25 protein-coding genes are annotated in these 25,378 nt (G+C 46.1%); 14 read left to right on the plus strand and 11 right to left on the minus strand.

Annotated features, from left to right (window positions below):
* Window positions 1-95: 95 nt before the first annotated feature.
* The 4 genes from RIH33_RS03975 to RIH33_RS03990 form a co-directional block, all read right to left on the minus strand.
* Window positions 96-2,438 carry a sodium-translocating pyrophosphatase gene (locus tag RIH33_RS03975; RefSeq protein ID WP_406653834.1) on the minus strand — a complete coding sequence of 781 codons (2,343 nt, stop codon included), beginning with the start codon at window positions 2,436-2,438 and terminating at the stop codon, window positions 96-98.
* A gap of 199 nt (window positions 2,439-2,637) precedes the next feature.
* Window positions 2,638-3,348 carry an SDR family NAD(P)-dependent oxidoreductase gene (locus RIH33_RS03980; RefSeq protein ID WP_406653836.1) on the minus strand — a complete coding sequence of 237 codons (711 nt, stop codon included), beginning with the start codon at window positions 3,346-3,348 and terminating at the stop codon, window positions 2,638-2,640.
* Window positions 3,349-3,357: 9 nt separating this feature from the next.
* Complete coding sequence (gene folE, locus RIH33_RS03985; protein WP_406653838.1) at window positions 3,358-4,062, minus strand: GTP cyclohydrolase I FolE; 705 nt, start codon at window positions 4,060-4,062, stop codon at window positions 3,358-3,360.
* Window positions 4,025-4,432 (minus strand): 6-pyruvoyl trahydropterin synthase family protein, encoded by a 408-nt coding sequence (locus RIH33_RS03990; RefSeq protein ID WP_406653840.1) that lies wholly within the window; start codon window positions 4,430-4,432, stop codon window positions 4,025-4,027. Before RIH33_RS03990 ends, folE begins: the two co-directional genes overlap by 38 nt.
* 111 nt (window positions 4,433-4,543) lie before the next feature.
* On the opposite strand from RIH33_RS03990, the gene RIH33_RS03995 reads away from it, so the two are divergent.
* From RIH33_RS03995 to RIH33_RS04010, 4 genes are all read left to right on the plus strand, one after another.
* Window positions 4,544-5,980, plus strand: coding sequence for a phytoene desaturase family protein (locus RIH33_RS03995; RefSeq protein ID WP_406653841.1), 1,437 nt, complete (start codon window positions 4,544-4,546; stop codon window positions 5,978-5,980).
* 113 nt (window positions 5,981-6,093) lie between these two features.
* The gene (locus RIH33_RS04000) at window positions 6,094-6,519 is read left to right on the plus strand and encodes a hypothetical protein (RefSeq protein ID WP_406653843.1); all 426 of its coding nucleotides are present in this window, start codon (window positions 6,094-6,096) and stop codon (window positions 6,517-6,519) included.
* Between the two features lie 162 nt (window positions 6,520-6,681).
* Complete coding sequence (locus RIH33_RS04005; protein ID WP_406653844.1) at window positions 6,682-7,338, plus strand: phosphoadenylyl-sulfate reductase; 657 nt, start codon at window positions 6,682-6,684, stop codon at window positions 7,336-7,338.
* A gap of 22 nt (window positions 7,339-7,360) precedes the next feature.
* Complete coding sequence (locus RIH33_RS04010) at window positions 7,361-8,281, plus strand: NAD-dependent epimerase/dehydratase family protein (RefSeq protein ID WP_406653845.1); 921 nt, start codon at window positions 7,361-7,363, stop codon at window positions 8,279-8,281.
* Window positions 8,282-8,347: 66 nt separating this feature from the next.
* Here RIH33_RS04010 and RIH33_RS04015 read toward each other — a convergent pair whose 3' ends face one another.
* The 6 genes from RIH33_RS04015 to RIH33_RS04040 all read right to left on the minus strand — a co-directional run bounded on the left by RIH33_RS04015 (window position 8,348) and on the right by RIH33_RS04040 (window position 17,464).
* Window positions 8,348-10,186, minus strand: coding sequence for a sodium:solute symporter family transporter (locus RIH33_RS04015; protein ID WP_406653847.1), 1,839 nt, complete (start codon window positions 10,184-10,186; stop codon window positions 8,348-8,350).
* A gap of 184 nt (window positions 10,187-10,370) precedes the next feature.
* Window positions 10,371-12,404, minus strand: a complete 2,034-nt coding sequence (locus tag RIH33_RS04020; RefSeq protein ID WP_406653848.1) for a transketolase family protein — start codon at window positions 12,402-12,404, stop codon at window positions 10,371-10,373.
* A 30-nt stretch (window positions 12,405-12,434) separates the two neighbouring features.
* Window positions 12,435-13,565 carry an aldose epimerase family protein gene (locus RIH33_RS04025; protein WP_406653850.1) on the minus strand — a complete coding sequence of 377 codons (1,131 nt, stop codon included), beginning with the start codon at window positions 13,563-13,565 and terminating at the stop codon, window positions 12,435-12,437.
* Between the two features lie 21 nt (window positions 13,566-13,586).
* Window positions 13,587-15,083, minus strand: a complete 1,497-nt coding sequence (gene araA, locus RIH33_RS04030) for an L-arabinose isomerase (RefSeq protein ID WP_406653851.1) — start codon at window positions 15,081-15,083, stop codon at window positions 13,587-13,589.
* A gap of 13 nt (window positions 15,084-15,096) precedes the next feature.
* On the minus strand, window positions 15,097-15,798 hold the full coding sequence (locus RIH33_RS04035; protein ID WP_406653852.1) for an L-ribulose-5-phosphate 4-epimerase: 702 nt from the start codon (window positions 15,796-15,798) through the stop codon (window positions 15,097-15,099).
* A gap of 1 nt (window position 15,799) precedes the next feature.
* Window positions 15,800-17,464, minus strand: a complete 1,665-nt coding sequence (locus tag RIH33_RS04040) for a ribulokinase (protein WP_406653854.1) — start codon at window positions 17,462-17,464, stop codon at window positions 15,800-15,802.
* Between the two features lie 83 nt (window positions 17,465-17,547).
* Here RIH33_RS04040 and RIH33_RS04045 point away from each other — a divergent pair, with 83 nt between their 5' ends.
* From RIH33_RS04045 to RIH33_RS04090, 10 genes are all read left to right on the plus strand, one after another.
* Window positions 17,548-17,706: a hypothetical protein gene (locus tag RIH33_RS04045; RefSeq protein WP_406653855.1), complete on the plus strand. Its 159-nt coding sequence runs from the start codon at window positions 17,548-17,550 to the stop codon at window positions 17,704-17,706.
* 391 nt (window positions 17,707-18,097) lie between these two features.
* Complete coding sequence (locus RIH33_RS04050) at window positions 18,098-18,517, plus strand: hypothetical protein (protein WP_406653856.1); 420 nt, start codon at window positions 18,098-18,100, stop codon at window positions 18,515-18,517.
* On the plus strand, window positions 18,508-18,867 hold the full coding sequence (locus RIH33_RS04055) for a hypothetical protein (RefSeq protein ID WP_406653858.1): 360 nt from the start codon (window positions 18,508-18,510) through the stop codon (window positions 18,865-18,867). The genes RIH33_RS04050 and RIH33_RS04055 overlap by 10 nt, the downstream gene beginning before the upstream one ends.
* Window positions 18,868-19,132: 265 nt before the next feature.
* Window positions 19,133-19,519: a hypothetical protein gene (locus RIH33_RS04060; protein WP_406653859.1), complete on the plus strand. Its 387-nt coding sequence runs from the start codon at window positions 19,133-19,135 to the stop codon at window positions 19,517-19,519.
* A 170-nt stretch (window positions 19,520-19,689) separates the two neighbouring features.
* Entirely contained in the window at window positions 19,690-20,154 is a 465-nt protein-coding gene (locus RIH33_RS04065; protein WP_406653861.1) for an energy transducer TonB, read from the plus strand.
* A gap of 81 nt (window positions 20,155-20,235) precedes the next feature.
* A complete protein-coding gene (locus tag RIH33_RS04070) occupies window positions 20,236-20,784 on the plus strand; it encodes a hypothetical protein (RefSeq protein WP_406653863.1) in 549 nt (182 codons plus the stop codon).
* A 157-nt stretch (window positions 20,785-20,941) separates the two neighbouring features.
* Complete coding sequence (locus RIH33_RS04075; protein ID WP_406653864.1) at window positions 20,942-21,169, plus strand: hypothetical protein; 228 nt, start codon at window positions 20,942-20,944, stop codon at window positions 21,167-21,169.
* The gene (locus RIH33_RS04080; protein WP_406653866.1) at window positions 21,154-21,447 is read left to right on the plus strand and encodes a type II toxin-antitoxin system RelE/ParE family toxin; all 294 of its coding nucleotides are present in this window, start codon (window positions 21,154-21,156) and stop codon (window positions 21,445-21,447) included. The genes RIH33_RS04075 and RIH33_RS04080 overlap by 16 nt, the downstream gene beginning before the upstream one ends.
* A 210-nt stretch (window positions 21,448-21,657) precedes the next feature.
* Window positions 21,658-22,065 carry a GNAT family N-acetyltransferase gene (locus RIH33_RS04085; RefSeq protein WP_406653867.1) on the plus strand — a complete coding sequence of 136 codons (408 nt, stop codon included), beginning with the start codon at window positions 21,658-21,660 and terminating at the stop codon, window positions 22,063-22,065.
* Between the two features lie 278 nt (window positions 22,066-22,343).
* Window positions 22,344-22,802: a GNAT family N-acetyltransferase gene (locus tag RIH33_RS04090; protein WP_406653868.1), complete on the plus strand. Its 459-nt coding sequence runs from the start codon at window positions 22,344-22,346 to the stop codon at window positions 22,800-22,802.
* A 124-nt stretch (window positions 22,803-22,926) separates the two neighbouring features.
* Here RIH33_RS04090 and RIH33_RS04095 read toward each other — a convergent pair whose 3' ends face one another.
* Window positions 22,927-25,254, minus strand: coding sequence for an ABC transporter permease (locus tag RIH33_RS04095; protein ID WP_406653869.1), 2,328 nt, complete (start codon window positions 25,252-25,254; stop codon window positions 22,927-22,929).
* Window positions 25,255-25,378 lie beyond the last annotated feature (124 nt).

Genomic DNA, 25,378 nt, shown 5'->3' on the forward strand with positions numbered 1-25,378 from the left:
TGTAATATTCAACCTAACACACTAGCATAAAGGGCATAAAAAAAGCCCCGCTTGAATATCAAGCAGGGCTCTGACTTATTTACTACTTTAAAATCTTAGTCTAATTCTTCAATCTTCTTTTCTATCTCCTCCTTAGAACCTTCCATAGTCTCGGTAGAGGTGTTTTCACCGTCAGTGATGGTGATCTCGGCTTTCATATTAGCTTCATCCTCACCTTCCACTTTTACCTTTACCTCTTTCCTGATGACCACCTCATCTACAATTTCAGTAGAAGTTTTGCTATGGGCACCAGCACCGTGAATCTCACCCAAAATAGGCGCAATCACCAATCCAACCAGACAGGTTAGTTTGATCAAAATGTTCATAGATGGTCCTGAGGTGTCTTTGAATGGATCACCAACAGTATCCCCGGTTACAGCAGCTTTGTGAGCCTCTGATCCTTTGTAAGTCATCTCCCCGTCGATCATCACTCCGGCTTCAAAAGACTTTTTAGCATTGTCCCAGGCACCGCCAGCGTTGTTTTGGAAAATAGCCCAAAGCACACCAGATACGGTAACACCAGCCATGTAAGCACCGAGTGCTTCTGCCTGCATGAAGAAACCAATCAAAATAGGTGTAATAATAGTGAGCGCCCCCGGGAGCATCATTTCTTTGATGGCCGCTTTAGTTGAAATGTCGACGCATTTACTATATTCAGGCTGCCCTGTACCTTCCATGATACCCGGTATCTCTCTGAACTGACGTCTCACCTCTTTTACCATTTCCATAGCTGCTTTTCCTACCGACCTCATGGCCAGCGCTGAAAACACAACCGGAATCATGCCTCCAATAAACAATGCTGCAAGGACTTTCGCTTTGAAAATATTGATTCCATCTATTCCTGTGAAGGTCACATAGGCAGCAAAAAGCGCTAAGGCGGTCAACGCTGCAGATGCAATGGCGAATCCTTTACCAACAGCCGCTGTGGTATTTCCTACCGAATCCAATATATCTGTACGCTCACGGACTTCCTTAGGAAGTTCACTCATCTCAGCAATTCCACCCGCATTATCTGCTATTGGTCCGAATGCGTCGATGGCCAGCTGCATGGCTGTGGTAGCCATCATGGCAGAAGCAGCAATACCAACTCCGTAAAATCCTGCTAACTCATAGGCTCCCCAGATCGCTCCCGCAAAAAGAAGTATAGGCGCAAAAGTGGAAATCATCCCTGTAGAAAGTCCGGCAATGATATTGGTAGCTGCACCAGTAGATGAATTTCGAACAATGTCCATCACCGGCTTTTTACCAAGACCTGTGTAGTATTCGGTGAAAAACGAAATGGCCGCTCCCACGAAAAGACCAATCAATACTGCATAAAAAACATTGGAAGAAGGAATGTCAATGACTCCCATCCCGAAAAAATCCATCTTCATGTTTTTAGGAAGAAGGATATCTATCACGAAATAAGAAGCAATACCTGTAATAATGATCGAACTCCAGTTGCCTTTATTCAGTGCTGCCTGCACCTGAGGCTCCTTGGCATTTTCATCTTTTACACTGATAAACAAGGTACCGATAATAGAGAAAATAATACCTAATCCGGCAATGACCAATGGAAGGAGGATAGGCCCGATACCGTTAAAAGAATCCTCTATGGATCCACCCATATCGCGAATAACATAATTACCCAACACCATGGAAGCCAATACCGTGGCTACATAAGAGCCAAAAAGGTCAGCACCCATACCGGCTACATCTCCCACATTATCACCCACATTGTCGGCGATGGTGGCCGGGTTTCTCGGATCATCCTCTGGGATTCCAGCTTCTACCTTACCAACAAGGTCAGCCCCTACATCAGCAGCCTTAGTGTATATACCACCGCCTACTCTTGCAAACAAAGCAATGGACTCTGCGCCTAACGAGAAACCAGCCAGCGCCTCAAGTACAATGGTCATGTCATCGGTATTGGTCCACTGACCACCCATCAACCAGCCAAACAGGAGGATAAATAACATACTCAAACCAAATACAGCCAAACCAGCTACACCAAGTCCCATGACGGTACCACCTGTGAAACTTACTTTCAGTGCTTTTGATAAACTGGTACGCGCTGCCTGCGTGGTCCGCACGTTCGCCGAGGTGGCAATGCGCATCCCAATATTACCAGCTACGGCGGAGAATATGGCCCCGATAACGAATGCCACCACGATGAACCAATGTGTGGTTTCCACCAGGGCTGAAATCACTCCTAACAAGACACCTGCAATCACCACAAAAATGGCCAGGACCCGGTATTCAGCACTCAAAAAAGCCAGGGCGCCTTCCTTAATGTGATTGGCGATGGTTTGCATTTTTTCTTCGCCTGCATCCTGCTTATTGACCCATCGTGACTTCACGATCATCACTAGGATTCCTATCAATGCCAGTACTGGCACTGCGTATATCAAATAACTCATATTGTTGTATTGGTTTTTAAAAAGATGTGCAAAGATAACCGACTCGTGAAATTATAAAAATGTAAAATCAGATAGGTTTTTTTGGCCATTCATTGCCGCTAATCCAATTAATTGAGGGGATAATTTGGTTGAACCACAATCGGCAAGGTTCAGTGCCAGACAGGAACAGCTCACAACCCTGTCTGAAGATAACAGGAGCTCAAAGAGGGCGTAAAGAAGACATCCCTCCATCTACATGCATAACCTGCCCGGTCACCCTTTGAGCAGCGTCCGACAGCAGGTAAATGACCGTACCAGCCAGCTCCTCAGCGGTACTGATCCCTTTTAATGGATGGCGTTCTTCGGAGGCTTTTCGCTTTTCATCTGTAGAAAGTAGGTTTTGGGCCATCGGGGTATCCGTCAGACTCGGTGCTATGGCATTCACTCTGATCCCTGACCTGGACCACTCAGCCGCCAATGACTTCACGAGTCCTTCTATGGCCCCTTTGGATGCTGCTACTGAACTGTGAAAAGTCATGCCCTGAACCACGGCTACAGTACTAAAAAGGATCACACTGGAACGCTCCGCGGCTCTGAGATTCCTGAGACAGGCCTTCAGCACCTTGACCGCTCCCAGAACGTTAATTTCAAAATCTCGCAAAAAGTCGTCGATCTTCAAACTTTGAAAAGGCTTAAGGTGGATGCTACCCGGGCAGTATACCAATCCGTCTAACCTGTCCGGCAAACCTTCTATGACTGAGAAATCCGACAAAACATCCAGCCAGATATCGGTTACTCCCTGAATCCGACTGGACGATCTGGAAACATTATAGACTTCAGCTCCTTGCTCCCGGAGCTTTAACACCGTGGCTTTGCCTATGCCGCTGCTACCACCCACCACCAGCACATTCTTCCCGTCAAATGTTCCCATGGGAGTCAATCACCTTAAATCGGTTTTGGCATTGATGTAATTGAGGAACTCCGTTTTTATATTCTGGTCTCTAAACTTGCCATCGAAGAACGCCGTCCCGGTCATGCTATTGGTATCGCTCACCCCCCGGGAGCTCACACACATATGTGTAGCATCCAACACCACAGCCACGTCATCAGTCATCAGGATATCTTTCAGCTCATTGGCTATCTGCATAGTAAGACGCTCCTGCACCTGGGGTCTTTTGGCATAGTATTGCACGATCCTGTTGATCTTGGACAAGCCAATTACCTTCCCACTGGAGAAGTAAGCCACATGTGCCTTGCCATAGATAGGTACAAAATGATGCTCACAATGAGAGTAAAACGTGATGTCCTTCTCCACGAGCATTTGGTCGTACTTATATTTATTTTCAAACAGACGTACTTTCGGCTTATTCTTAGGGTTCAGACCACTGAACACCTCCTGCACATACATTTTGGCCACGCGCTTGGGACTCCCCTGCAGACTGTCATCTGTAAGATCCAGCCCTAAAATCTGCATAATCTCTTTGAAATGCTTCGCAATCAATTCCATTTTCAGGTCATCATCCATTTCAAAAGCATCCGACCTCAAAGGAGTGCTGTCTGATGTACCTGCATGATCCTCTGCAAAATCCTCTTCCAAATGATCCATATTAAGCGGGGTATTCAACGAAGTTCCTTTCTGTTTCATAAAGTATCACTTTCAGTTCCAATGTATGATCAATCTTATCTCTCAGAATATTGTAGATCACTACCGCAATATTCTCCGCCGTGGGATTGATACTTTTAAATTCTTCGGTGTCCAGATTCAGGTTTTTGTGATCAAATTTTTTTAGCACATGTATTTTAATGAGATCACTAAGTTCCTTCATATCAAAAACGTAACCGGTAGCCGGATCGGGCTCTCCTATTAGTTTCACCACTAATTCATAATTGTGGCCGTGCCAATTTGGATTGTTGCATTTCCCGAATACCTCCTGATTACGTTCATCTGTCCAGTCAGGATTGTATAGACGATGGGCTGCATTAAAATGTTCCTTACGGAAAACTGCTACTCTCATTCAAATGTATTGTTTAGGCAAATAACTGACTAAAAAATCAAATTACATCCATCAAACATATTCCAAATTGCTTTTGTTTAATGTTTTAATAAAATATTTAAACATTAATTCATGGAGGAAGTGATCGTCATTGGGAGTGGGTTGGGTTCATTAACCGCAGCGGCTCTGTTGGCCAAAAAAGGGCTTAAACCCACTATCCTGGAACAAAACTGGATTCCCGGAGGCTGTACCACCTCCTATTCACGTAAAGGTTTCGTGTTCGAGGCTGGGGCCACCACCCTGGTAGGACTGGATGAAAACATGCCGCTGCGTCAGTTTCTGGATCAGACGGGAATACAAATCGAGACAAGAAAACTGAAGCTACCCATGCAGGTGCACTTAGCCGATGGACGGATTGTCAACAAGTATCAAAATATTAAAAATTGGATTTCAGAAGCTGAAAAGCACTTTGGTGGGAATCAGAGGACATTTTGGGAAAACACATACCAGCTGAGCCAATTTGTCTGGGAGGCCTCCACCCGGTATCTGGATTTTCCACCCTCAAAGCCCGTAGATTTTCTTCGGCTTGCGGCTAAGGCTCGTGTTCAGGACATTCTCAAAGCCCGATATTCACTTGTAAGCACAGCATCCCGGCTGCCCCGGAATCAGCCTGATGACCAATTCAAACAGTATATAGATCAGCAGCTGCTCATTACTGCACAAAATACAGCCCGGGAGGTTAACTTCCTTTTTGGCGCTGCTGCACTCTGCTATACCAATTACTCCAACCACTATATTGATGGGGGACTCATCAATTTGGTCAACCCCATCCTGAAATATATCCGATCAAGAGGAGGTACCATATTCTGTCGCAACGGCGTACAACAAATCATCAAAAAAAAGGATCATTACATCATTCACACCAAAACCAACACTTACAAAAGCAGGTTTCTAATCTCCGGAATTCCCATTAACAACATGATGACCTTGGCACCGGAAATCATCTCTCCCGGTTCGAAGCGAAAAATTTTGACCCCAGACAAGCTTTATAGTGCCTTTCAAATGGGGATCGTATTTAAAAGTCAACGGCACTTCGAGAGCATCCATCATCAGATTCACTTGAGCGAGCCCTTACCGGAAACACATTCAATCAGCATCTTCATGAGTCTCAATCATGAAGCTGACCTGACCAGAAGCAGTGTGCCTGAAACAAGAGTGGCCTCTATCAGTACGCACATTTCCAATCCATTATCACAGGTCAATACGGCCTGGTTGGGAGCAAAAATCATTGATGTACTTGAAGCCAGGGGCTTTCTTCGCAAGACCGACATCATCTACGCCCATTCCAGCGGCCCCAAATCCTGGGCAAAGTGGACCGGACGGGCGCATGGTTTCGTAGGAGGGTACCCACAATATCATCAAACCAAACCCTGGCAGATGATTGGAGCCAGGCTGGACGGTTACAGGGCCTACCAATGTGGAGACACGGCCTACCCCGGACAAGGAATTCCAGGGGTGACATTGAGCGGCATGACCGCTGCCAAAAGACTCATCAATGACTGGATTTAAGGCCTATTTTAAGTCAATATGACTTTTCTCATTATTTTTTGCATTTATCTATTGCATCCTTCGACTAATTAGCTATATTTATAGACGAAACAACCAAAAAACCAGACAAAATCATGGGATGGATAAATAGTTTATTCACCAACAGGAGTGAAAAAGAGCATATCAATAAGCTCGTAATCATTGCTCATTCAGAGCACATCATTGACCAGGAAGACATCCTTCTTCTCAGGCAGGAGATTGGCTATATCTCTATAGAGAGTAGGATGGTCGAAGTGGAGAAAATCAGGAAAAATTTACCGAAGACAGCCAAGGAGCGATTCAATCTTGTCTTCTTTCTGGTGAATTCGCTCATGGCCAATGGAGCCCTCTCGGATAGAAAAGAAAACATTATTGCCAAACTTCTTCAGGTATTGGATCTCTCAAAAGAGAAGGCAAAAGAATTAACGTCATTCCTGAAACTGAACATCAGGAATGGTTTGAGTATGGAAGATTCGTTCAGTCGACTAGGTTATTTACTGGAGCCGTCAGTATACGCCTAGCGAAAACTCACTTATCTTAAAGTTAGCGGTTAGTTGTGGGCTATTTCCAAAGAGAATTTATTCTCAGGAAATAGCCCTTTTTATTTTTACAATTTCGAAAAAAACCGACTTTCATTTGAATTTTCAACAGCTCCTTATTGTTTTGTATACTAATTTCGAAACATGGAGATATCTGAAATCAAAGCAAAGCTGGAATCTTACAAAGCTGATGGGAAAAAGATGTTCACCACATCCTCCTTTCAGACCCATAGTCTGGTAATGCTTCACATATTAAGCAGGATAGACAATACCATTCCCGTTTATTTCCTCAACACAGGCTATCATTTTCCAGAGACGGTCTCCTTTAAAGATCAGGTGGGTGAAGCCTTTGGGCTAAACATAATAGAAACCCGTTCGTCGGTTCCCAGATATATGCAGAAAGATCACGGTGGGAAACTCCTTTTCACCTCAGATCCGGACCACTGCTGCTACATCAACAAGACGGCCCCAACCGAGGAGCTGCTGAGGACCAACGATGTATGGATCAATGGGGTGCGTGGTGATCAAAGCTCCACCCGAAAAGCGATGAAAACCGAACAAGAAGCTCCTTTCGACACCATCCGTTTTCATCCCATGCTCGATTGGAATATGAAAACCATTTTTGCTTACATAAGAGAGCACAACCTCCCAAGACATCCCCTGGACTCCAAAGGGTACCTGAGCATCGGCTGTGAACCATGTACCCGAAAACTCGACCCTGAGATGCAGGAACGTGAAGCCAGATGGTTTGGCCTCAATAAAGTAGAATGTGGTCTGCATACCGACCTTGTGAAAAAATAATTCCAACCGAAAATTACGATCTATGAATGTATTGATTACCGGAGGCGCAGGATATCTGGGTACGGAACTAATCAAGGAACTTTCGAAAAATCCGGAAGTCAAAGAAATCAGGATTTATGACAACCTGAGCAGGGACAATTACGCCCTGTTCACCGGGCATAAGTACGACAACAAAGAAAACATCTCCTTCATTCATGGAGAACTGCTGGACTCCAGAAAGCTCCGAAAGGCCCTGGACGGTGTAGATGCGGTCTTCCACCTGGCTGCAAAGGTTACCAGTCCTTTTGCCAACACCGACCCCCATTTCTTCGAACAGGTCAATCACTGGGGTACAGCCGAACTGGTGTATGCGGCAGAGGAAAGTGGTGTTAAGCATTTTATCTATAGCAGCAGTGTAGGGGTATATGGCTCCTCCAGCAGCGAGATGGACGAAAGTACTCATCCCAACCCGCGTACGTTCTATGCCATCTCCAAGCACCGGGGTGAGGAGCATGTAACCCGCCTCAACGAAAAGATGAAAACTCACATCATTCGTTGTGGAAACATCTTCGGGTACAGCAGAAGCATGCGTTTCGATTCGGTGATCAATAAGTTTGTTTTCGAAAGCAACTTCAGCAACCGGATTTCTATCCATGGAAATGGAAAGCAATACCGATCATTCGCCCACGTGGATTATGTAGCGGATACCTTCAATCGCCTGCTCACCTCCAACGTCCCGTCAGGGGTTTACAACCTCGTAGAACTGAATATTTCGGTATTGGACATTGTGGATGTGCTCAAAGAAGTAAACCCAGAACTGGAGTTTATCTTCATCAACCAGCACCTGAAGCTGCGAAACATCAAAGTGAGCACAAACCTGAAACTTGCCGGGTTCATGGAGCTCAAAGAAAAGACCGATTTTAAGGAAATAATCAGTTCTTTTCACGATCGGTTTTCCTTTTAAGAAACCATGTAAAAAGGCTCCCAAGGGAGCCTTTTTACTATTTCATCTTTCGTCTTTTATTACTCCTTACATCCAGAATAAGGCATACAGGATGACCACCATTCCGACAATTCCGATGGCGCCCACATTGAAAACCACATCGGTCTTGAAAAGGGTCGGCTGCACCGAAATGGCATGAGCATCCTGCACATCCATTTTTGCATTGGTATAAATCACCATCCCCAACATCAGAAACAAAGTACTAATCACGAATATTGCTTCAAAGCCATACCTGGCCAGAGGCGCTGATAAAAAGACGCCTGCCAGCATAGCCAAAGCTCCTATCGCAAACAATAAGTAGCTGGTATTGACCAGTTTTTTCTGAACACTGCCTGTAGGCACCACACTGGAAATTTTCACCCCTCTGTCCATAAAGCTAATCACTGATGCCACTACGCAGAGAATCATGAATACATAGCCCATCCGAAGAATGAAGGGCAGCTCTGGAGTTACGAGGTAAAAGAAAATCCCGGTGGGCAAAGTCAAAATCGCAGTCCAAAGGGCTGCCTTGTTGGTAATCTGCTTCCAAAATAAGCCCAGGCCAAACACCACCACTGCCCCGGGATAGACAAAACCGGTAACCATCTGAATGTACTGAAATACCTGATCCAATGATTTTAGGGCCGGAGCTACGAGCATGGCTATCACCATCGCCGAAACGGCCATTAAACGACCCGTGCGTATCAGGTGCTTGTCATCGGCATTCGGACTGATATAAGCCTTGTAAATATCCATGGTGAAAACCGTGGAGGTACTATTAATCATGGAAGCCAGGGAAGAAACAACCGCCGCCACCAGTGCAGCAAAAGCCAATCCTCTCACGCCCACGGGCACAAAATTTTGCAACAACCATGGATAAGCTTCATCGGACTTGGTGATCTCCCCTACCGTGTTTTTAGCCAATTCAGGGTCGTTGGTAATCACATAAGCGGCTATCCCTGGTATCACCACTAAAAGCGGGATCAGTATCTTCAAATACCCGGCGAAAATCAACCCTCTCTTGGCCTCCTGCAATGTCTTTGCTGCCAGTCCTTTTTGAATAATGTATTGGTTGAACCCCCAATAGCCAAGGTTAATCAGCCACATGGAACCCAAAATCACGGCCAGACCAGGCAGGTCATTATAGGCATCCTTCTGCCCCCCACTACCGTCAGGAACAGACTTCACACCCTCCGCTATGATCATGGAGAAATGTCCTCTGGCTCCTTCATACAAATGAGCGAACCCTCTAAAAACATCTCCATTGCCCACCACATCCAAAGCAATGAAAGTAGTCACCAAACCACCGCCTACAAGGAAGATCACCTGAATCACATCTGTCCAGGCCACGGAAGAAAGTCCTCCGTATATAGAATAAATGCCTGAAAATACCAGCAAACCGATGATTCCATAAGTCAACGGTACGCCCATGATTTTCTCCATGGCCAATGCCCCCAGGTAGCTCACCGAGGTAAGGTTCACGAAGATGTATACCAGGATCCAGAACCCCGCAAATAGCGAGCCTACCAATTTGCTAAAGCGATCATTGACAAACTTTGGCATGGTGTAGATCTTCTTCTCCAGAAAAATTGGAAGGAAATACTTGGCCACAAGGATCAGCGCGATAGCTGCCAACCACTCATAAGCCGCGATCCCCAGCCCGATGGCATAGCCAGACCCAGACATGGCAATAAAATGCTCCGCGGAGATATTTGCTGCGATGAGGGATGCGCCAATGGCCCACCAGGTGAGGGAGTTACTGGCCAAAAAATAGTCATTGGCTGTTTTTTGGTGCCCCTTTTTATCTCTGGATACATAAAGGCCCATAAATAGAATGGCCGCACAATAGATACCAAAAACGACGTAATCCAATGTAGAAAAACCCATAGTGATTGAGGTTAAGTGGAAGGTGATGACCTCCTGACGGGATCACACCCAAACATTATTTTCAAGGTTCCAAACGAGGATCCATTAATTAGTGTTAATAATACATTTATTAATTAATCAAATAAAAACACCCTGATGAGTACCAGGGTGTTTTTACCCCAACTGAAGTCAACTTCAGCTATTATTATTTACCGAGATACTTTTTCACCTCGCCATATACCTGAGCTCCGGTAAACCCGAACTTCTCATCCAGTACACCGGCAGGTGCTGAGTACCCGAAATGATCTAATCCAAAGACTGTTCCGTTGGCGCCTACCAGCTGTGCCAGAGTCACCGGCAAACCTGCAGTCAGTCCAAATACCGGCTTGGAGCTATCCAGCACCGAACGCTGATAATCAGTAGACTGGTCCCTGAACAGGCCTTCTGAAATTACTGAAACGATGTTGACATTGATTCCATCTTTCTCCAGTAGTGCGGCAGCTTCCACCAGGGTGCTCACCTCAGAGCCATTGGCCAGGAGTGTCACCGCTGCATCAGCTGAAGATTTTACCACATAGGCACCCTTTTCTGCCTGAAGGGCATCCTGATACCTGTCTCCATCCGAGGGCACATCAGTGATTCCTTGTCTGGACAGGATCAAACCTGTTGGTGTCTCTGTATTTTCGAGGGCCATCTTCCAGGCTACAGTGGTCTCTGCGGTATCTGCCGGTCTCAAAGCCAGCATACTGCGTTTTCCTTTGTGGTTTTTCAACTGCTCCATCAGTCGCAGCTGAGCTTCCTGCTCAATTGGCTGGTGGGTAGGTCCGTCCTCTCCCACTCTGAATGCGTCGTGCGTCCAAAGGTAAATCACTGGTAGCTCCATCAATGATGAGAGTCTGTAGGCTGGCTTCTGATAATCCGAGAAGATAAAGAAAGTACCTACCACAGGAATTACACCACCATGTAGCGCCATACCATTGGCCATAGCGGCCATGGAGAATTCACACACCCCTGCATGCAGGAAGTTGGCATCAAATTCACCCGGTGTGAACGCTTTTACATTCTTCAGGTAACCATCTGTTTTGTCACTATTGGCCAAATCTGCAGAAGCCACAATGAGGTTTTCTACTTTACCAGCCAGGTAACCCATCACCGCTGCGGAGGCATCTCTTGAGGCCACGTTGGCTTTTTGAGGGATGGCTGAAAAATCGATATCCGCAGGTATTTTTCCGGTAAGGAAATGATCCAGCTTAGCGCTCAACTCAGGGTTGGCAGCTCTCCACTCAGCTTCTTTAGCTTTTTCAGCTTTTACTTCTGCACGTTTTCTCGCCAGGATTTCCTGATAGGTCTCCGCCACATCCGGGAAAATCACAAACGGATCTTCCAGTGAACCACCAAGTCCTTCAATGGTCTTCTCGTAAGAGGCCTTCGTAGCGCCTATGGGCTTACCATGAAGCTCAGACTGACCTTCATACGGATTGCCTTCCGCATCTTTGCAGCCTTTGCCCATGATGGTCTTCCCGATGATCAGGAATGGCTTCTCTGTCTCCGCGTTTGCTTCGGTCAGTGCCTTTCTGATCTGGTCATGATCGTTGCCATCGATAGAAACAACTTTCCATCCCCAGGCTTCATATTTCTTAGCGGTATCCTCTGCAGTCACCTCCTTGGTATAGGTAGACAGCTGTACATCGTTGGAATCATAAAACATGATGAGGTTATTCATTTTCAGGTAACCGGCAATACGGCCTACCCCTTGAGAAATCTCCTCCTGAATACCGCCATCAGAAATGAAAGCGTAAATCTTGTGATTCATCCAGCTGCCAAACCTGGCACCCAGAAACTTGGCCGCCAGTGCCGCACCTGCGCCCATGGCATGTCCCTGGCCGAGTGGACCAGAAGTGTTTTCCACACCGCGGGCCACATCTACTTCCGGGTGTCCGGGAGTTACTGATCCCCACTGACGGAAATTGGCAATGTCCTCTTTGGCGTAATTACCTAAAAGATAGAGCTGCGAATACAGCATAGGTGACATATGACCCGGATCCAGGAAAAACCTGTCTCTGAATGGCCATTGGGTATCATCGGGATCAAACTTTAAAAATTCGCTGTAAAGGATATGGATATAATCCGCTCCGCCCATGGCACCTCCGGGGTGTCCGGATTTTGCCTTTTCTACCATAGCTCCCGATAACACGCGAATATTATCAACTGCTCTTTGATCTTTTTGATGATTACTCATTGCCTTAATTAGGTGATTTATTTATACAATTTACTTAGTTGAAAACTTCATCACGGTGCTGGTGCGATACGTCTCACCAGGGCTAAGCACCACATTTGGAAACTGGGGTTGATTAGGTGAATCGGGGTAATGCTGTGTTTCCAGACATAACCCGTTTCTTTGGTTATAAACCTTGCTGTTTTTACCGGTGATGGATCCATCCAGGAAATTGCCTGAATAAAACTGAATCGCCGGCTCCTCTGTGAATATCTCCATCAACCTGCCGCTGACCGGCTCATATACAGAGGCTGCAAAATTCAACTTCTTATCTGACTTCTCCAACACCCAGCAGTGATCAAATCCCAAACCATAGGTGAGTTGGGTATTTTCCTTCATTATATCCCTGCCTATCGGCTTTCCGGAAGTAAAATCAAACGGTGTATCTGCTACTGGTCTCAATTCACCTGTAGGTATAAGGGTGCTGTCTACCGGCAGAAAGGATGGTGCATTCAAAACCAACTCATGATTGAGGATGTCCTCTTTCATAGAAGTAAGATTGAAATAGGTATGCTGGGTAAGATTCACCACCGTACGCTGATCCGTAGTGGCTTCATAGCTTACCTTCCACTCATCCTCGTTGCTCAGGGTGTAAATCACCTGTGTGGTCAAAGTACCGGGGTAACCTTCTTCACCATCAGCACTTACATAGCTGAGGCCAAGTGCCACGCCGCCTTCCACTTCCACGGGTGCGGCCGTCCAGTTTACTTTATCGAAACCGACCGTACCGCCGTGCAGGTGGTTTTTGCCATTGTTCTGCACCAGGGTGTATTCCACACTATCTAAAGTGAACCTGCCATCGGCAATCCGGTTTCCGTACCGACCGATCAGAGCCCCAAAATAGGGCGAGGATTCCAAATACCCATCGAGGTTGTCATAGCCCAGCACCACATCCTCCAGCTTGCCATCGCGATCCGGTACCCTCAGGGCGGTAACGATCCCGCCATAAGTCATCACGTCCATGGATAGTCCATTGACATTGGTGAGGGTAAAAAGGGTCACTGAATCTCCATTGGGAAGTATTCCGAAGGGTGCGCTGGTTAAAGATGCCTTTGGTGCCTCCTGCTGAGCACATGCAAATCCAAGAATAATTAATGCAAGAAAAAGGGTATTTCTATTTTTCATTTGGCCGCAAGTTAATAACGATTACATTTTATTTTGAAAAAGGTGATAATATACTTCATTCCAATGTAACTGATCTTTGAATTGACGGGGCCTCGTTTCTTTGTCAATCACCACCAACTCTACCCCGGCCATTTCGGCAAAATCCTCAATGTACTCGGTATGAATGGCTTTGCTAAAGACTGAGTGATGCGCCGCTCCTGCCAAGATCCAGGCCTCCGCTGCCACTGGCAGATTGGGCATAGGATCCCAAAGCACACGGGCCACCGGCAACTTTGGCAACTCATGCTCAGGTTTCACAGCTTCCACTTCATTGACAATCATTCGAAACCTGGTCCCCATATCAATCAACGATACGTTGATCGCGGGCCCGGCATCCACATCGAAAACCAGCCTGGCCGGGTCTTCTTTGCCACCAATACCCAATGGATGCACCTCACACCGGGCTTTGCCCATGGCAATGGACGGACAGATCTCCAGCATGTGTGAGCCCAAAACGCGGCTTCTGCCATCACGGAAGTCATAAGTATAGTCTTCCATAAAAGAGCTGCCCCCTTCCAGACCCTGATCCATTACTTTCACCGCTCGCAATAAAGCTGCCGTCTTCCAGTCACCTTCACCGCCAAATCCATACCCATCGGCCATCAGGCGCTGTGAAGCGATGCCCGGTAGCTGCCTGAAGCCATGTAAATCCTCAAAGGTATCCGTATAGGCTCCGAACCCTCCAGTCTGAAGAAAACTCCTCAGCCCCAGCTCGATCTTAGCGGCATCCTTTAGCGACTGACTACTGAGGGTTTCGGCCGATATGATGTACTGGTCGCCGTATTCCTGCACCAACGCCTCTACCTGTGCATCGGAAACTTCATTGAGGTGGGCAACTACATCGCCTATGCCATAGCCGTTCACTGAAAAGCCAAAGCGAATCTGAGCCTCTACTTTGTCCCCTTCGGTCACGGCCACTTCCCGCATGTTGTCCCCTATCCTGGCTACTTTGGTAGTCTGCCATACGTGCCAGCCGGCCGCAGCCCTTGTCCATACCCCCAGTTTTCTGCGGGCAGACTCATCCTTCCAATGACCAACGATCACTTTTCTGTTTTTTCTCAATCTGCTGGCCATGAAGCCAAACTCCCGCCCCCCGTGGGCCGATTGGTTTTCATTCATGAAGTCCATATCGATCTCGCCCCATGGAATCTCCGTGTTGTATTGGGTATGAAAATGAGCCAACGGCTTTTTCAGGATGTCCAAGCCCCTGATCCACATTTTGGCAGGTGAGAAGGTGTGCATCCATACGACCAGACCGATGCAACCGTCCGCCACATTGGCCTGCTGGCAAACCTGATAGATTTCGTCAGGGCTTTTCACCACTGGTTTATACACCACCTTCACGGGTATCTGCGCACTGTCACTAAGTCCTTTGGCAATTTCCTCTGAATGTACCGCTACATTTTTCAGGTTTTCCTCCCCATATAAGTCCTGGCTGCCAGTGACAAACCACACCTCGTATTCATTCAATTTCTTCATTCTATTGTTATTTCTAGTTTTGTCCGTAATAGGCGTCTTTGCCGTGTTTTCTTTCCCAGTGTTTGTTGATCAGGGCCTCCTTGAGCCTAGGCGCTGCCGGGTTGATCTGCCGGGTGAGGTAAGCCATGCGAGCGAGCTCTTCCAGTAGTTTGCTGTTAAACACCGACTTGGCGGCCGTTTTACCCCAGGTAAAAGGCCCATGATTGCCCAGAAGCACCATTTCCACCTCCTGATAAGAGAGTCCTTTTTGTGTAAAGCAATCCACAATCTGCTGGCCTGTCATGTGCTCGTAGTTGCCTTTGATGAGTTCGTCGCTCATAGGCGGTGCGCAAGGAATGTCTGAAGTGAGGTAATCTGCGTGAGTGGTCCCGAAAATGGGAATGTCCTGCTGTGCCTGCGCCCACGCCACTGAATAGGTGGCATGTGTATGACTGATGCCCCCTATCTCGGGCCATTCTCTATAGAGGAAAGCATGTGTTTTAGTATCGGATGAGGGACGCATTTTTCCCTCTACTGTCTGGCACTCAAAGTCCACAATCACTATGTCCTCTGGCTTCAGTACGGCATAGTCTACCCCACTGGGCTTGATGGCAAACACACCCTCTTTGCGATCTACAGCGCTCACATTTCCAAACGTGAAAATGACCAGCCCCTGTGCCGGAAGCTCCATATTGGCTTCATAGCACGCTCTTTTAAGTTCTGCGTATTTAGACATCTTACTTGTTGTTGATGTTGGTTTCTACAAAGGCGCCAAGGGCGTCATATTGCGTATAAAGTTTCTCGTATATCCTGACCATATCCGGTCTGGGGTGGTAGGTCTTTTCAAAACCATTGCCCATGGCCGCTACCGATTCCTTCATGGAGGGGTAAATGCCCGCGGCAACCGCCGCATACATGGCCGATCCCAATGCCGGAGCCTGATCTGACACGGCTATTTTGATGGGCATATTCAGTACATCTGCGAGTGTCTGCATCACAAAGCCTGATTTTTTAGCCACTCCCCCGATGCCCACTACGGTACTGATGATGACCCCCTCCTCGGTAAAGCGATTGACAATTTTTTTGGACCCAAAGCAAATGGCTTCTACCAACGCACGAAAGATGTGCGGTGCGCCCGTTCCCAAACTCAGGTTGACCATGGCGGCCTTCAGTGACTGATTGGCATCCGGAGTACGTCTGCCATTTACCCAATCGAGCGCTACCGGTGCACTCTCACTCACAGGTGTCTGCTCTGCCTGCCGGGAGAGCTCCGCGATCACGTCGCCTTTGAGCTGTTCGATCTGCTCTGGTGTGAGCAGACTGGACTTGGCAATGAGCTGGTCGATAGGCCAGGAAACGATGTCCCTGAACCACGCCAGTACATCCCCAAATGCGGACTGGCCGGCTTCCAGCCCCACCATACCCGGCAGTACCGAACCATCCACCTGTCCGCAGATGCCTTTGACGGTGCGCTCACCGATCACGTCCTGGCCGGATACAATCACATCGCAAGTGGAAGTACCCATGACACGCACCAGTGTATTCTCCTCTACCTCTGCACCCACCGCCCCGGAGTGTGCATCGAAAGTGCCGACAGCTATCGCCACCTCCGAGGTGAGTCCCAGCCGCTCTGCCCACTCAGCACTCAGCTTACCTGCTGCCTGGTCTGAAGTGTAAGTCTCCTGATAAAGGTGTTTTTTCAGGGTGACCATATGCGGATCCAGTTTGGCTAAAAACTCATCTGGCGGCAACCCGCCCCAACTCGCATGCCACATGGCCTTGTGCCCTGCGGCACAGCGCGATCTCCTGAGCGCACTCAGATCGCTGGCCCCTGTGAGCAGAAACGTCATGAGGTCGCAATGCTCCACCCACGAATGCGCGGCCGCTTTCACGGCGGAATCCGCTCTGGAAATGTGTAATATCTTGGCCCAAAACCACTCCGATGAGTAAATGCCCCCTTCGAAGCGGGTAAAGTCTTCCCCACCCCAGGTGCGTGCCAGGGTGTTAATCTCGTCAGCCTCCGCTATGGCTGTGTGGTCCTTCCAGAGTACCATCATGGCGTTGGGGTTTTCTGCAAAGCCGGGAAGCAGCGAGAGCGCCGTGCCACTGGCATCCACGGGGACAGGCGACGAGCCGGTGGTATCGATACAAATACCCTTCACAGAAGCCGGGTGCACCCCTGTCTGCTTCACCACCTCCCTGATGGTGGCCTCCATGCCTTCGATGTGGTCCAGAGGGTGCTGTCGAAACCGGTTGGTGGCGGAATCACAATAGCGTCCTTCCCGCCAACGCTGATACCAATGCACCTGGCTGCCCAGGGTGCTGCCGTTGGCACTATCCACCAGCACAGACCGGACAGAGTCCGTACCAAAGTCTAATCCAATTACATACTGTTTTTCCATATGGATGCTGCGATATTTTTATTTAAACACTAAAGTAATCAAAATATTCTAATAAGTGTATTTCAAACACTTATCAATAGTTAATGCCCCCCTGCACCGGAAAATCATTGGATGACTGGCTGCTCGGTGTGAGCGCAGATGCATGCCAGGGCCTCCTGGCAGAGGTAGCGAAAAGGCTGGAAGTGGTGAGCACCCGCCTACCCTGGAAACAAAGCTGCTGCAAGTCGCATGGGACTTGCTAACCCTCTGGCAAACGTGCTGCAAGCTGCACGACGAAATCTCCGGGGCTAGCAAGGCTGTCGCTATTGTGTTTGGTGTTTGCTAACACCCGAGCAAACGTGCTGCAAACTGTAGGGAGCTTGCTAACCTTTTAGCAAACGTGCTGCAAGCTGTAGGGAGCTTGCTAACCCTCGGGCAAACGCCCTGCAAGCTGCAGGGCGAAATCACCGGGGCTAGCAAGGCTGTCGCTATGGTGTTTGGCGTTTGCTAATACCTATGATTGCGGGGGCAGACCGGGTGCACCCCTTATAGCCAACAATGGTTTGTTCAGGATGAAAAAACTGCTAGATTTGGTACAAGCGGTGGCAGCCAGGAGGTTGTTAGCCGGTGGTTAGACACAATAAATCTTCACGTATGGGAGAACCAGAAATAGAAAAAGATTTAGGAAAAGGTCAAGAAGAATCTACCAAGGGGTATATTCCGGGAAAACCATATTCAAAGCTAAGACGAGAATTAGCTGATGAAGATTTGTCAAATCCTGCAGTCCAAAAGTTATTGCTTAGCGAAATTGATAAACTAGAATTGCGAGTTTCAGATTTAGAGATAATTGAGCAAAACTTCCATAGTCTGGATAAGGACAAAGCAGTCCTGGTTGAAAAACTTAAAACCCACAATTCATTAGAAATTCTTTATGGTTTTTGTTTATCTATTGGTTCTGGATTACTAGGATTATCTTCTATGTTTAAAATCAATGAACAGGGTTGGATTTTTTTAGTTGTTGGTGGAATTTTGATAATTGGTGGAATTCTCTCAAAATATGTGAAATGGAGTTAACGATAACAGGAATCGGGGATAAAGGAAACCTTGCCAATGAGAGAATTGGACTTAAGGCGATAAAAGATTGTGAACTAAAGTTTTATCAACTTTTTCGAACTGAATTTTTTGATGCAGGAGGTTTTAGCAATCGATCCAAATCCTCGTATTGGTTCGCTCCTAAAAAAGTCAAAGCAGGTGACAAAATCATCATTTATACTAAACATGGAACGGACAACTTTGAGATTAAAGAAGACGGTTCAACAATACATTGGTACTATTGGGGATTAGACCAACCAATTTTTATAAATGATAAACATGGTGTTGTTTTAGTAGAAATCAACAATTGGCAAATGTCGAAGGATAAATAACTGTGTCTAACAAACGCTCATCCGCCATGTGTCAAAGTGCCTTCTGAAAGTGCATCGGGACTCGCCCGCTACTCTGCCCATTCTGAAAGTTCATCGCTCGTATCAGCTTCTGTGATTCTAGACTTAGACTTGTGGAGCGCAGTGCATCGTGGATACTGTTGTAGTGGTTGGGCAGATTCGCTACTTTAGTGCTTTCTATCTATCTCGGGACACACGGCGGATAGCTGGTTAGGCTTCATCCCGCGAACTGCATAAATTAACTGAAATGGCAATAGAGTTCAACGTATTCCTCGGCGAACACTTGATCGGAACAACTTCTTTCGAACACGCTGACCCAACAATGGGAGTAGTTTATGGAACTATCAACTTCTTGGAGAGCTCATTTAACTATGACTTCTGGGTTAACTATTGTCGACAGAACTCTATTGAACTATTGGCGAACGAACCAGATGATCGTCTGGTGTCAACAGCTAATATCGATAAACTGCTTGCCGTCAACCCGAACTCTGGCGAACGCCTGAACCCACTTTCCAACCAGATCACAGGAATGGATTCAGATGAATTTGAGATAACACTAATGGGAATCGATTCAGATCAATACGAACGAACGTTTCCAGAACATATGAAGGAATACGAGGAGAGGTTCAAATAATGACGAAAGCCTAACAGACGCTGATCGGGCATATGTCTCCTGATAGCTATCGGGACTGGATACTTTGGAAGCACCCCTTGGTCAGGCAAGGCAAATAATCTACTTTTAATGTAAGAATTAAGCTCGGAGGCCACAGTGCCATATCTGGGGTGTTATCTGGCATAACCTCTATGAAAATTTTCATCACCTTTTTAACAATTGTGCTTTCATTTTGCTCCTTTGCTCAGGGAGATAGGGTTCAAATAAATGAACTCTTTTCAGAATTGGATTCGCTCTTACCAACTGACCAAACAATTACCATAACAGAGACTTATGAAGAATCAGCACCTCAGTTTCCAGGTGGTATCGTTGAATTTTACAAATACGTCCAATCCAGTCTTGAATATCCGGTAATAGCTAAGTCTTTGAATATTGAAGGTAGAGTTATTTTATCCTTCGAAATTCTTGCTGACGGAACTGTTAACAAAGATTCTGTAAAGATCCTGAACTCACCTAGTGAACATCTTAACAAAGAGGCCATACGATTAATCGCTAACTCTCCTGAATGGATTCCTGCCACCAGATCGAAAGCCGGAAACACTCCCATTCCAATAGCTGTAAGAATGGCACTTCCAATACTTTTTAGGATAGATTAACGCCAGTAACAAGCGCCAGCACGAATGCCAAACTGCCATTTTGCCAATTTCATTAAAGGTTAGAGCCCATTTGAAGACTTCATGAAATACCTCACAATTTTAATTTTAGCCATACTTTTCTCATGTTCAGCTGCAAAATTGCCATCAACAAATAAATCCATAAAACTTCTTGAAGGCATGTGGACCATAGCCCCAGCAGATGGTAAATCTGACACTATTGGGATGGATTTTGATGTGGATATAAATGGCGGTTCCAGAATAGTCAATAACCGTATATTGACGGATTCTGGAATGTACATTCATACTTACAACGATTCTAACGAATTAACTAAAGTGACAAAACTTGAACAGGTTCAAATTATTGAATTCATATTTGATGATCAAATTAAGGGCAGTCAATATCAATATGAAATCAACACAAAAGACTATAGCAACTTAGACCCAAGAAATAGCGGTCAAAAATATGATATTGAACTTTTTGAAGAAGACAAACAACTCTATCTCAAAACAATCTATCCTAAAGGTAGATCAACTTTAGTCCCTTTTATCGAACTTAATGCTCAATATTTCACCTTAAAGCGCAAAGATAAAAACGTAAGGTTCAAGAAAATACAGGCTCTAGTCGAGTAGACGGCCATGAGCCACTAGGCGTGCCCCTGGAACACTAGCCCAGACATTTCCAGCCTCTTCGTCTCACAGGGTTGTTCTCTTTCTCAGCGCAGCGGCATATCCGGGTTTCACCCGGACTCATTAGCAACTCTCCTCACAACTTTCTAACTTTATGATCATGAACGTCAAAGAAAGAATAGTGGAACGGGTCAATGCTATTAACGACCCCAGATTGTTGGATGAACTTCTTAAAGCGGTCGAGCTCGAATATGAAATCGAACATATTGATGAACTAACAGAAATTGAGAAAAAAGCCATAGACGAAGGGATCTCGGATGCAGACGCCGGGAAATTACATTCAAGCTCAGAAGCAAGCCAACTGGTTAAGAAATGGCTAAAAAAGTAAGATGGACAACAAAATCCATCATTGATCGAACGAATATTTACAAGTATTGGCTCGAACGTAACCAATCCGATAGCTACCCAGAAAAACTAGAACTGCTATTTGAAAAATCGGCAGAACTCATTGCCATCTTCCCAAACATAGGCACTCAAACTGACTACAGGAATGTGTACTCGAAAGTAGTTGGAGATTATAAAATTTTCTACCGTACTACAACCACTGAAATTCAAATCCTTAGAGTTTGGGATACCCGGCAACATCCTGACGCAACTGGATTATAATGAAAATTTTATCGGTCACTGCCCCTTTCCCGGCATTAGCGAACATCACCATGAATCTACCGTCCCAAATCGTCCAGTAGGTCTCAATACCAGGTTGCTTGGATCAATAGCTGACTTTCCTATCTTTAAGTTAAAAAAATGAGCTTCTTTGGAATATTTATAAGCAAGGGAAGTTAAAGGTTACCCGCAATCAGAATCAAATAGGGAAAAATGATAACATATCAAATCGAGAATAATCTTTCGCCGGAGGAATTCAAAGATGTACTCATAAAATCAACACTTGGTGAAAGAAGACCAGTTGAAGATTTTGAAAGAATTAAATCAATGGTTGAAAACGCCAACTTGATTATTACTGCAAGGGACGGAAACAGATTAGTCGGAGTGGCCAGGTCAGTGACCGACTTTGTTTATTGTACATATCTTTCTGACTTAGCTGTAGACGATGAGTATCAAAAAAAAGGAATTGGAAAAGAATTGATTCGTTTAACTAAAAAGGAAACCCAAAAAGCTATCACAATTCTTTTAGCCGCACCAAAAGCAGAAGGTTATTACCCGCACATTGGAATGACAAAACATAATGCCTGCTTTTTATTAGCTGATGAGACAGATTTAAAGTAATGAGTTCTAAATAAATCCTGATGAGGGATAGAGGGGAAAATTTTGCGTTTTCGGTTTTTGGGAAAGTATCGTGCTCATTTCCTGAGTGCTGTTCCACTAGTTTTTGATCTTCATACCTGTCTATCCGGCAGGAAGGCGCAATGCTCCCGATAACTCTCGGGGCTGGATACTTTGGACGCACCCCCTTGCCGGGCGCGGCGGATTCATTAGTTTTATCAGAACTTGCCAAGCCTGGGGCCGGGCCGCGTAGGGACATTGATTTAACAAACTCATACTGAATGAATTTGGAGGTTTTAGAAATGCGTAAAAACGAATATCTGATTTCAACTGACAAACAGAAATTGGACATAGAATCAATCCATAACTTTTTGACCTACGAATCGGGATGGAGCAATGGAATTCCAATTGAAAAAGTCGAAAAATCAATTGACAATTCCCTGAATTTCGGGGTTTACCTTGGACAAAAACTAATCGGTTACGCCAGAGTAATTTCTGATTTTTCTACCATAGCATATTTAGGAGATATTTTTATTCTGACAGAATATAGAGGACTTGGGTTAAGTAAATGGCTGATGGAAACGATCATGGACCATAAAGAATTGCAAGGTTTGAGGCGTTGGATTTTATTGACAAGCACCGCGGAATGGCTTTATGAAAAATATGGATTTACAAAACTCCCAAAACCAGAAATCTATATGGAGAAATATAATCCGAAGATTTACCTGAATAAAGCGTGACATACCAGACCTGCACAGAAGCCGGCTTTCGGATGAATTGGGCAGAGACCGCATCAAGTAATGTTTCGATAAGAGCATACTTAATTGACTTCAAGACAAATTCAGAGTAGGCTGAACCGCTCACCTATTCATTATGCAAAATCCAGGAGGGATTTAGGCGGGCCGCCCTCAGCGCCACAAACAACACTACGGTAAACATCCCCGCCAGGAGTAGGCCAATGGGAATCAGGTGTATGGTCCAGTGCAGGTCCACCTGGTAAGCAAAAGCAGCCAATAGCTGGTCTTTGGTCAGCATGGCAATGGGAAGCGCCAGGAGGAGCGTGAATACCGCTACGGAGACAAACTCCCTGCCAAACAAGACCACCAAACTTCTGAAGTCAGCACCCATAATCTTTCTCATGGCTATCTCAAACATCCTGTATCTGAAAAGATATGCCAGCACAGTATAGATGCCCAAAGCTGCCAGTACCAGTCCCATCACCATGAAGCTACCCAGCAACAGCAGCACGCTTTGCTCCCGGCTGTAATAAGCCTCCAGTTTTTGATCCACCGGCATGAGGTCGATTACGTCCTCCGCAAACTGATCCTGCAATATTCTTCTGATGCGAGGCATCTGATCCATCCTGGTGCGGATGTATAAGCCATTCCATGTGTTACTGATTTCCGGGTCGACCACCATCACCAGCGGCTGAATCCTACTGTGCATAGACTGGTAATGAAAGTCAGTAACCACTCCGGCCACTACCCCACCGGTGCCCCATTGATATTCAAATTTGGCCACCCTCCCATCATATACTATCTGGTCTATCAAGGTCTGGTTGAGGTAGGCCATCGGCTGGCTGGAAAGCTCAGGTGGCAGCTCCTCCTTCTTTTTGTGTATCCCCAACACCTCAAAGTAGTTTTCATCTATGATCATGTCATTTGATACTACCTCCTGAGACTCTCCATCCTCAGAAATAAGTTTGATAGACGAAAACATTAATTCATCCTTCCCCATCTGAGGTTGCCAAAACGCAGCCACATGTCCGGCTCCCAGGTATTGCTCCAGCTCATTGATGATAAACATTCGCTGTTTCGTTTGATCATTGACCCTGAGGAGCATCAAACCCTCCGGGTTATAGCCCAGGTCCTTTTTATTGATAAAAGCCTGCTGGAGTAGCAGTACCGTGAAAGTAGTAACCAATACAGAAGCCACCACAAACTGAAAAGTCACGAGTCCTTTTCGGATAACATCTCCCGGGAGGGCGGGGTTATAAAATTTTCTCAGTCCCTGGGCAGGCCGGGCACTCAATATGTAAAAGATGCCGATCATTCCAGAAAAAAGGCACAGGAACAGGGTACCGAGGTAAAACATCCCGATGTATATAAAATGTACCGGGGTAAGGACGATACCTGTCATGGACGTGAAGCTACCCTCACCCAAATCCAGCAAAAACACCGATCCGATCACAGCCAAAACCCAAATAATCAACAGCTCGAGCATAAAGTTCATGATGATCACCCTGCGCGAAGCTCCCATGATCCTGTGAAGCGCAATCTTTTTAAGCCCTTCTAAGGATTTGACCATGTTCAGGTTGGTCAGGTTGACTGTCACAATGATGATCAGTAGCAGCCCTGCCAGTATCATGAGTTTTACATTGGTGAGGCTCCCTTTAGGATTGTCCACCTTTATGTCATTGATGAAATGCAAGCCATTCAGGCTCTCAGCTTTCAGGCGAATGTCCTCATCGTATTTGGGGTTATCCCCAAAAAGCTGAATGGAAGTTTCTGCAAGGGCACCCTCCAGTTCTGTTTCCGTGGCATCCTCCTGCAGGAGCACGTAGGTATAAAAAGCAAACTGATCGTAGCTGCGCTGGTCGAAAGACTGGTACATCAGTCCGTTAATATTCAGGTCTACATTTTGTGGAAAGTCCTCATAAACCCCGGTGATTTGGAGGCTTCCCCCGTCTGTTTCGATCCGCTCCCCGAGGCAATCCGTGGTTCCAAACATTTTCAAGGCATAGGACTCGTTGATCATCAGGTCGCCAGGTTTGCTCAATGCCTGCCCGACAGATCCATTGATCATTTTAAAAGTAAAAATATCGAGCACTGAAGGCTCTGATCGGTAAAAATCTTTGGTCTCCAACTGCTGTTCCCTCCACATGAAACCCGGGTTCTTCCCGATCAAAGAAACCCGAGCCGAGCGGCTGACCAAGGAATAGTTACTTTCGAGGTACTCACCCACCTGACCATTGGTTATGGCCATTTGATCCGTAGAGGTCGGCGAATTCCACACAGATGAAATTCTGTAGATCCTTGAGTGGTTTTGATGATGATGATCATAAAGCAGCTCGTTGGCTACATAGATCAATATAAACGAGCAACTGCTAATCAATATAATCAGGGAAAACAAGCTGGTCAATGTGTATAGCCTGTCTCGATACAACTTACGAAGAGAGATGAATAAGCGCATAGGACAAAGGGTTATAGAAATTTAGACAATTCAAACATGCCAAACTTGATGCCAAGTAAAAAAACGCCCATTTTGCAGGATTAGAAGTTATTTTGCCATTCGGTTCTGCCCGTATGCGGACAAT

Source organism: Marinoscillum sp. (assembly GCF_040222955.1).
Classification (GTDB): Bacteria; Bacteroidota; Bacteroidia; order Cytophagales; family Cyclobacteriaceae; genus Marinoscillum.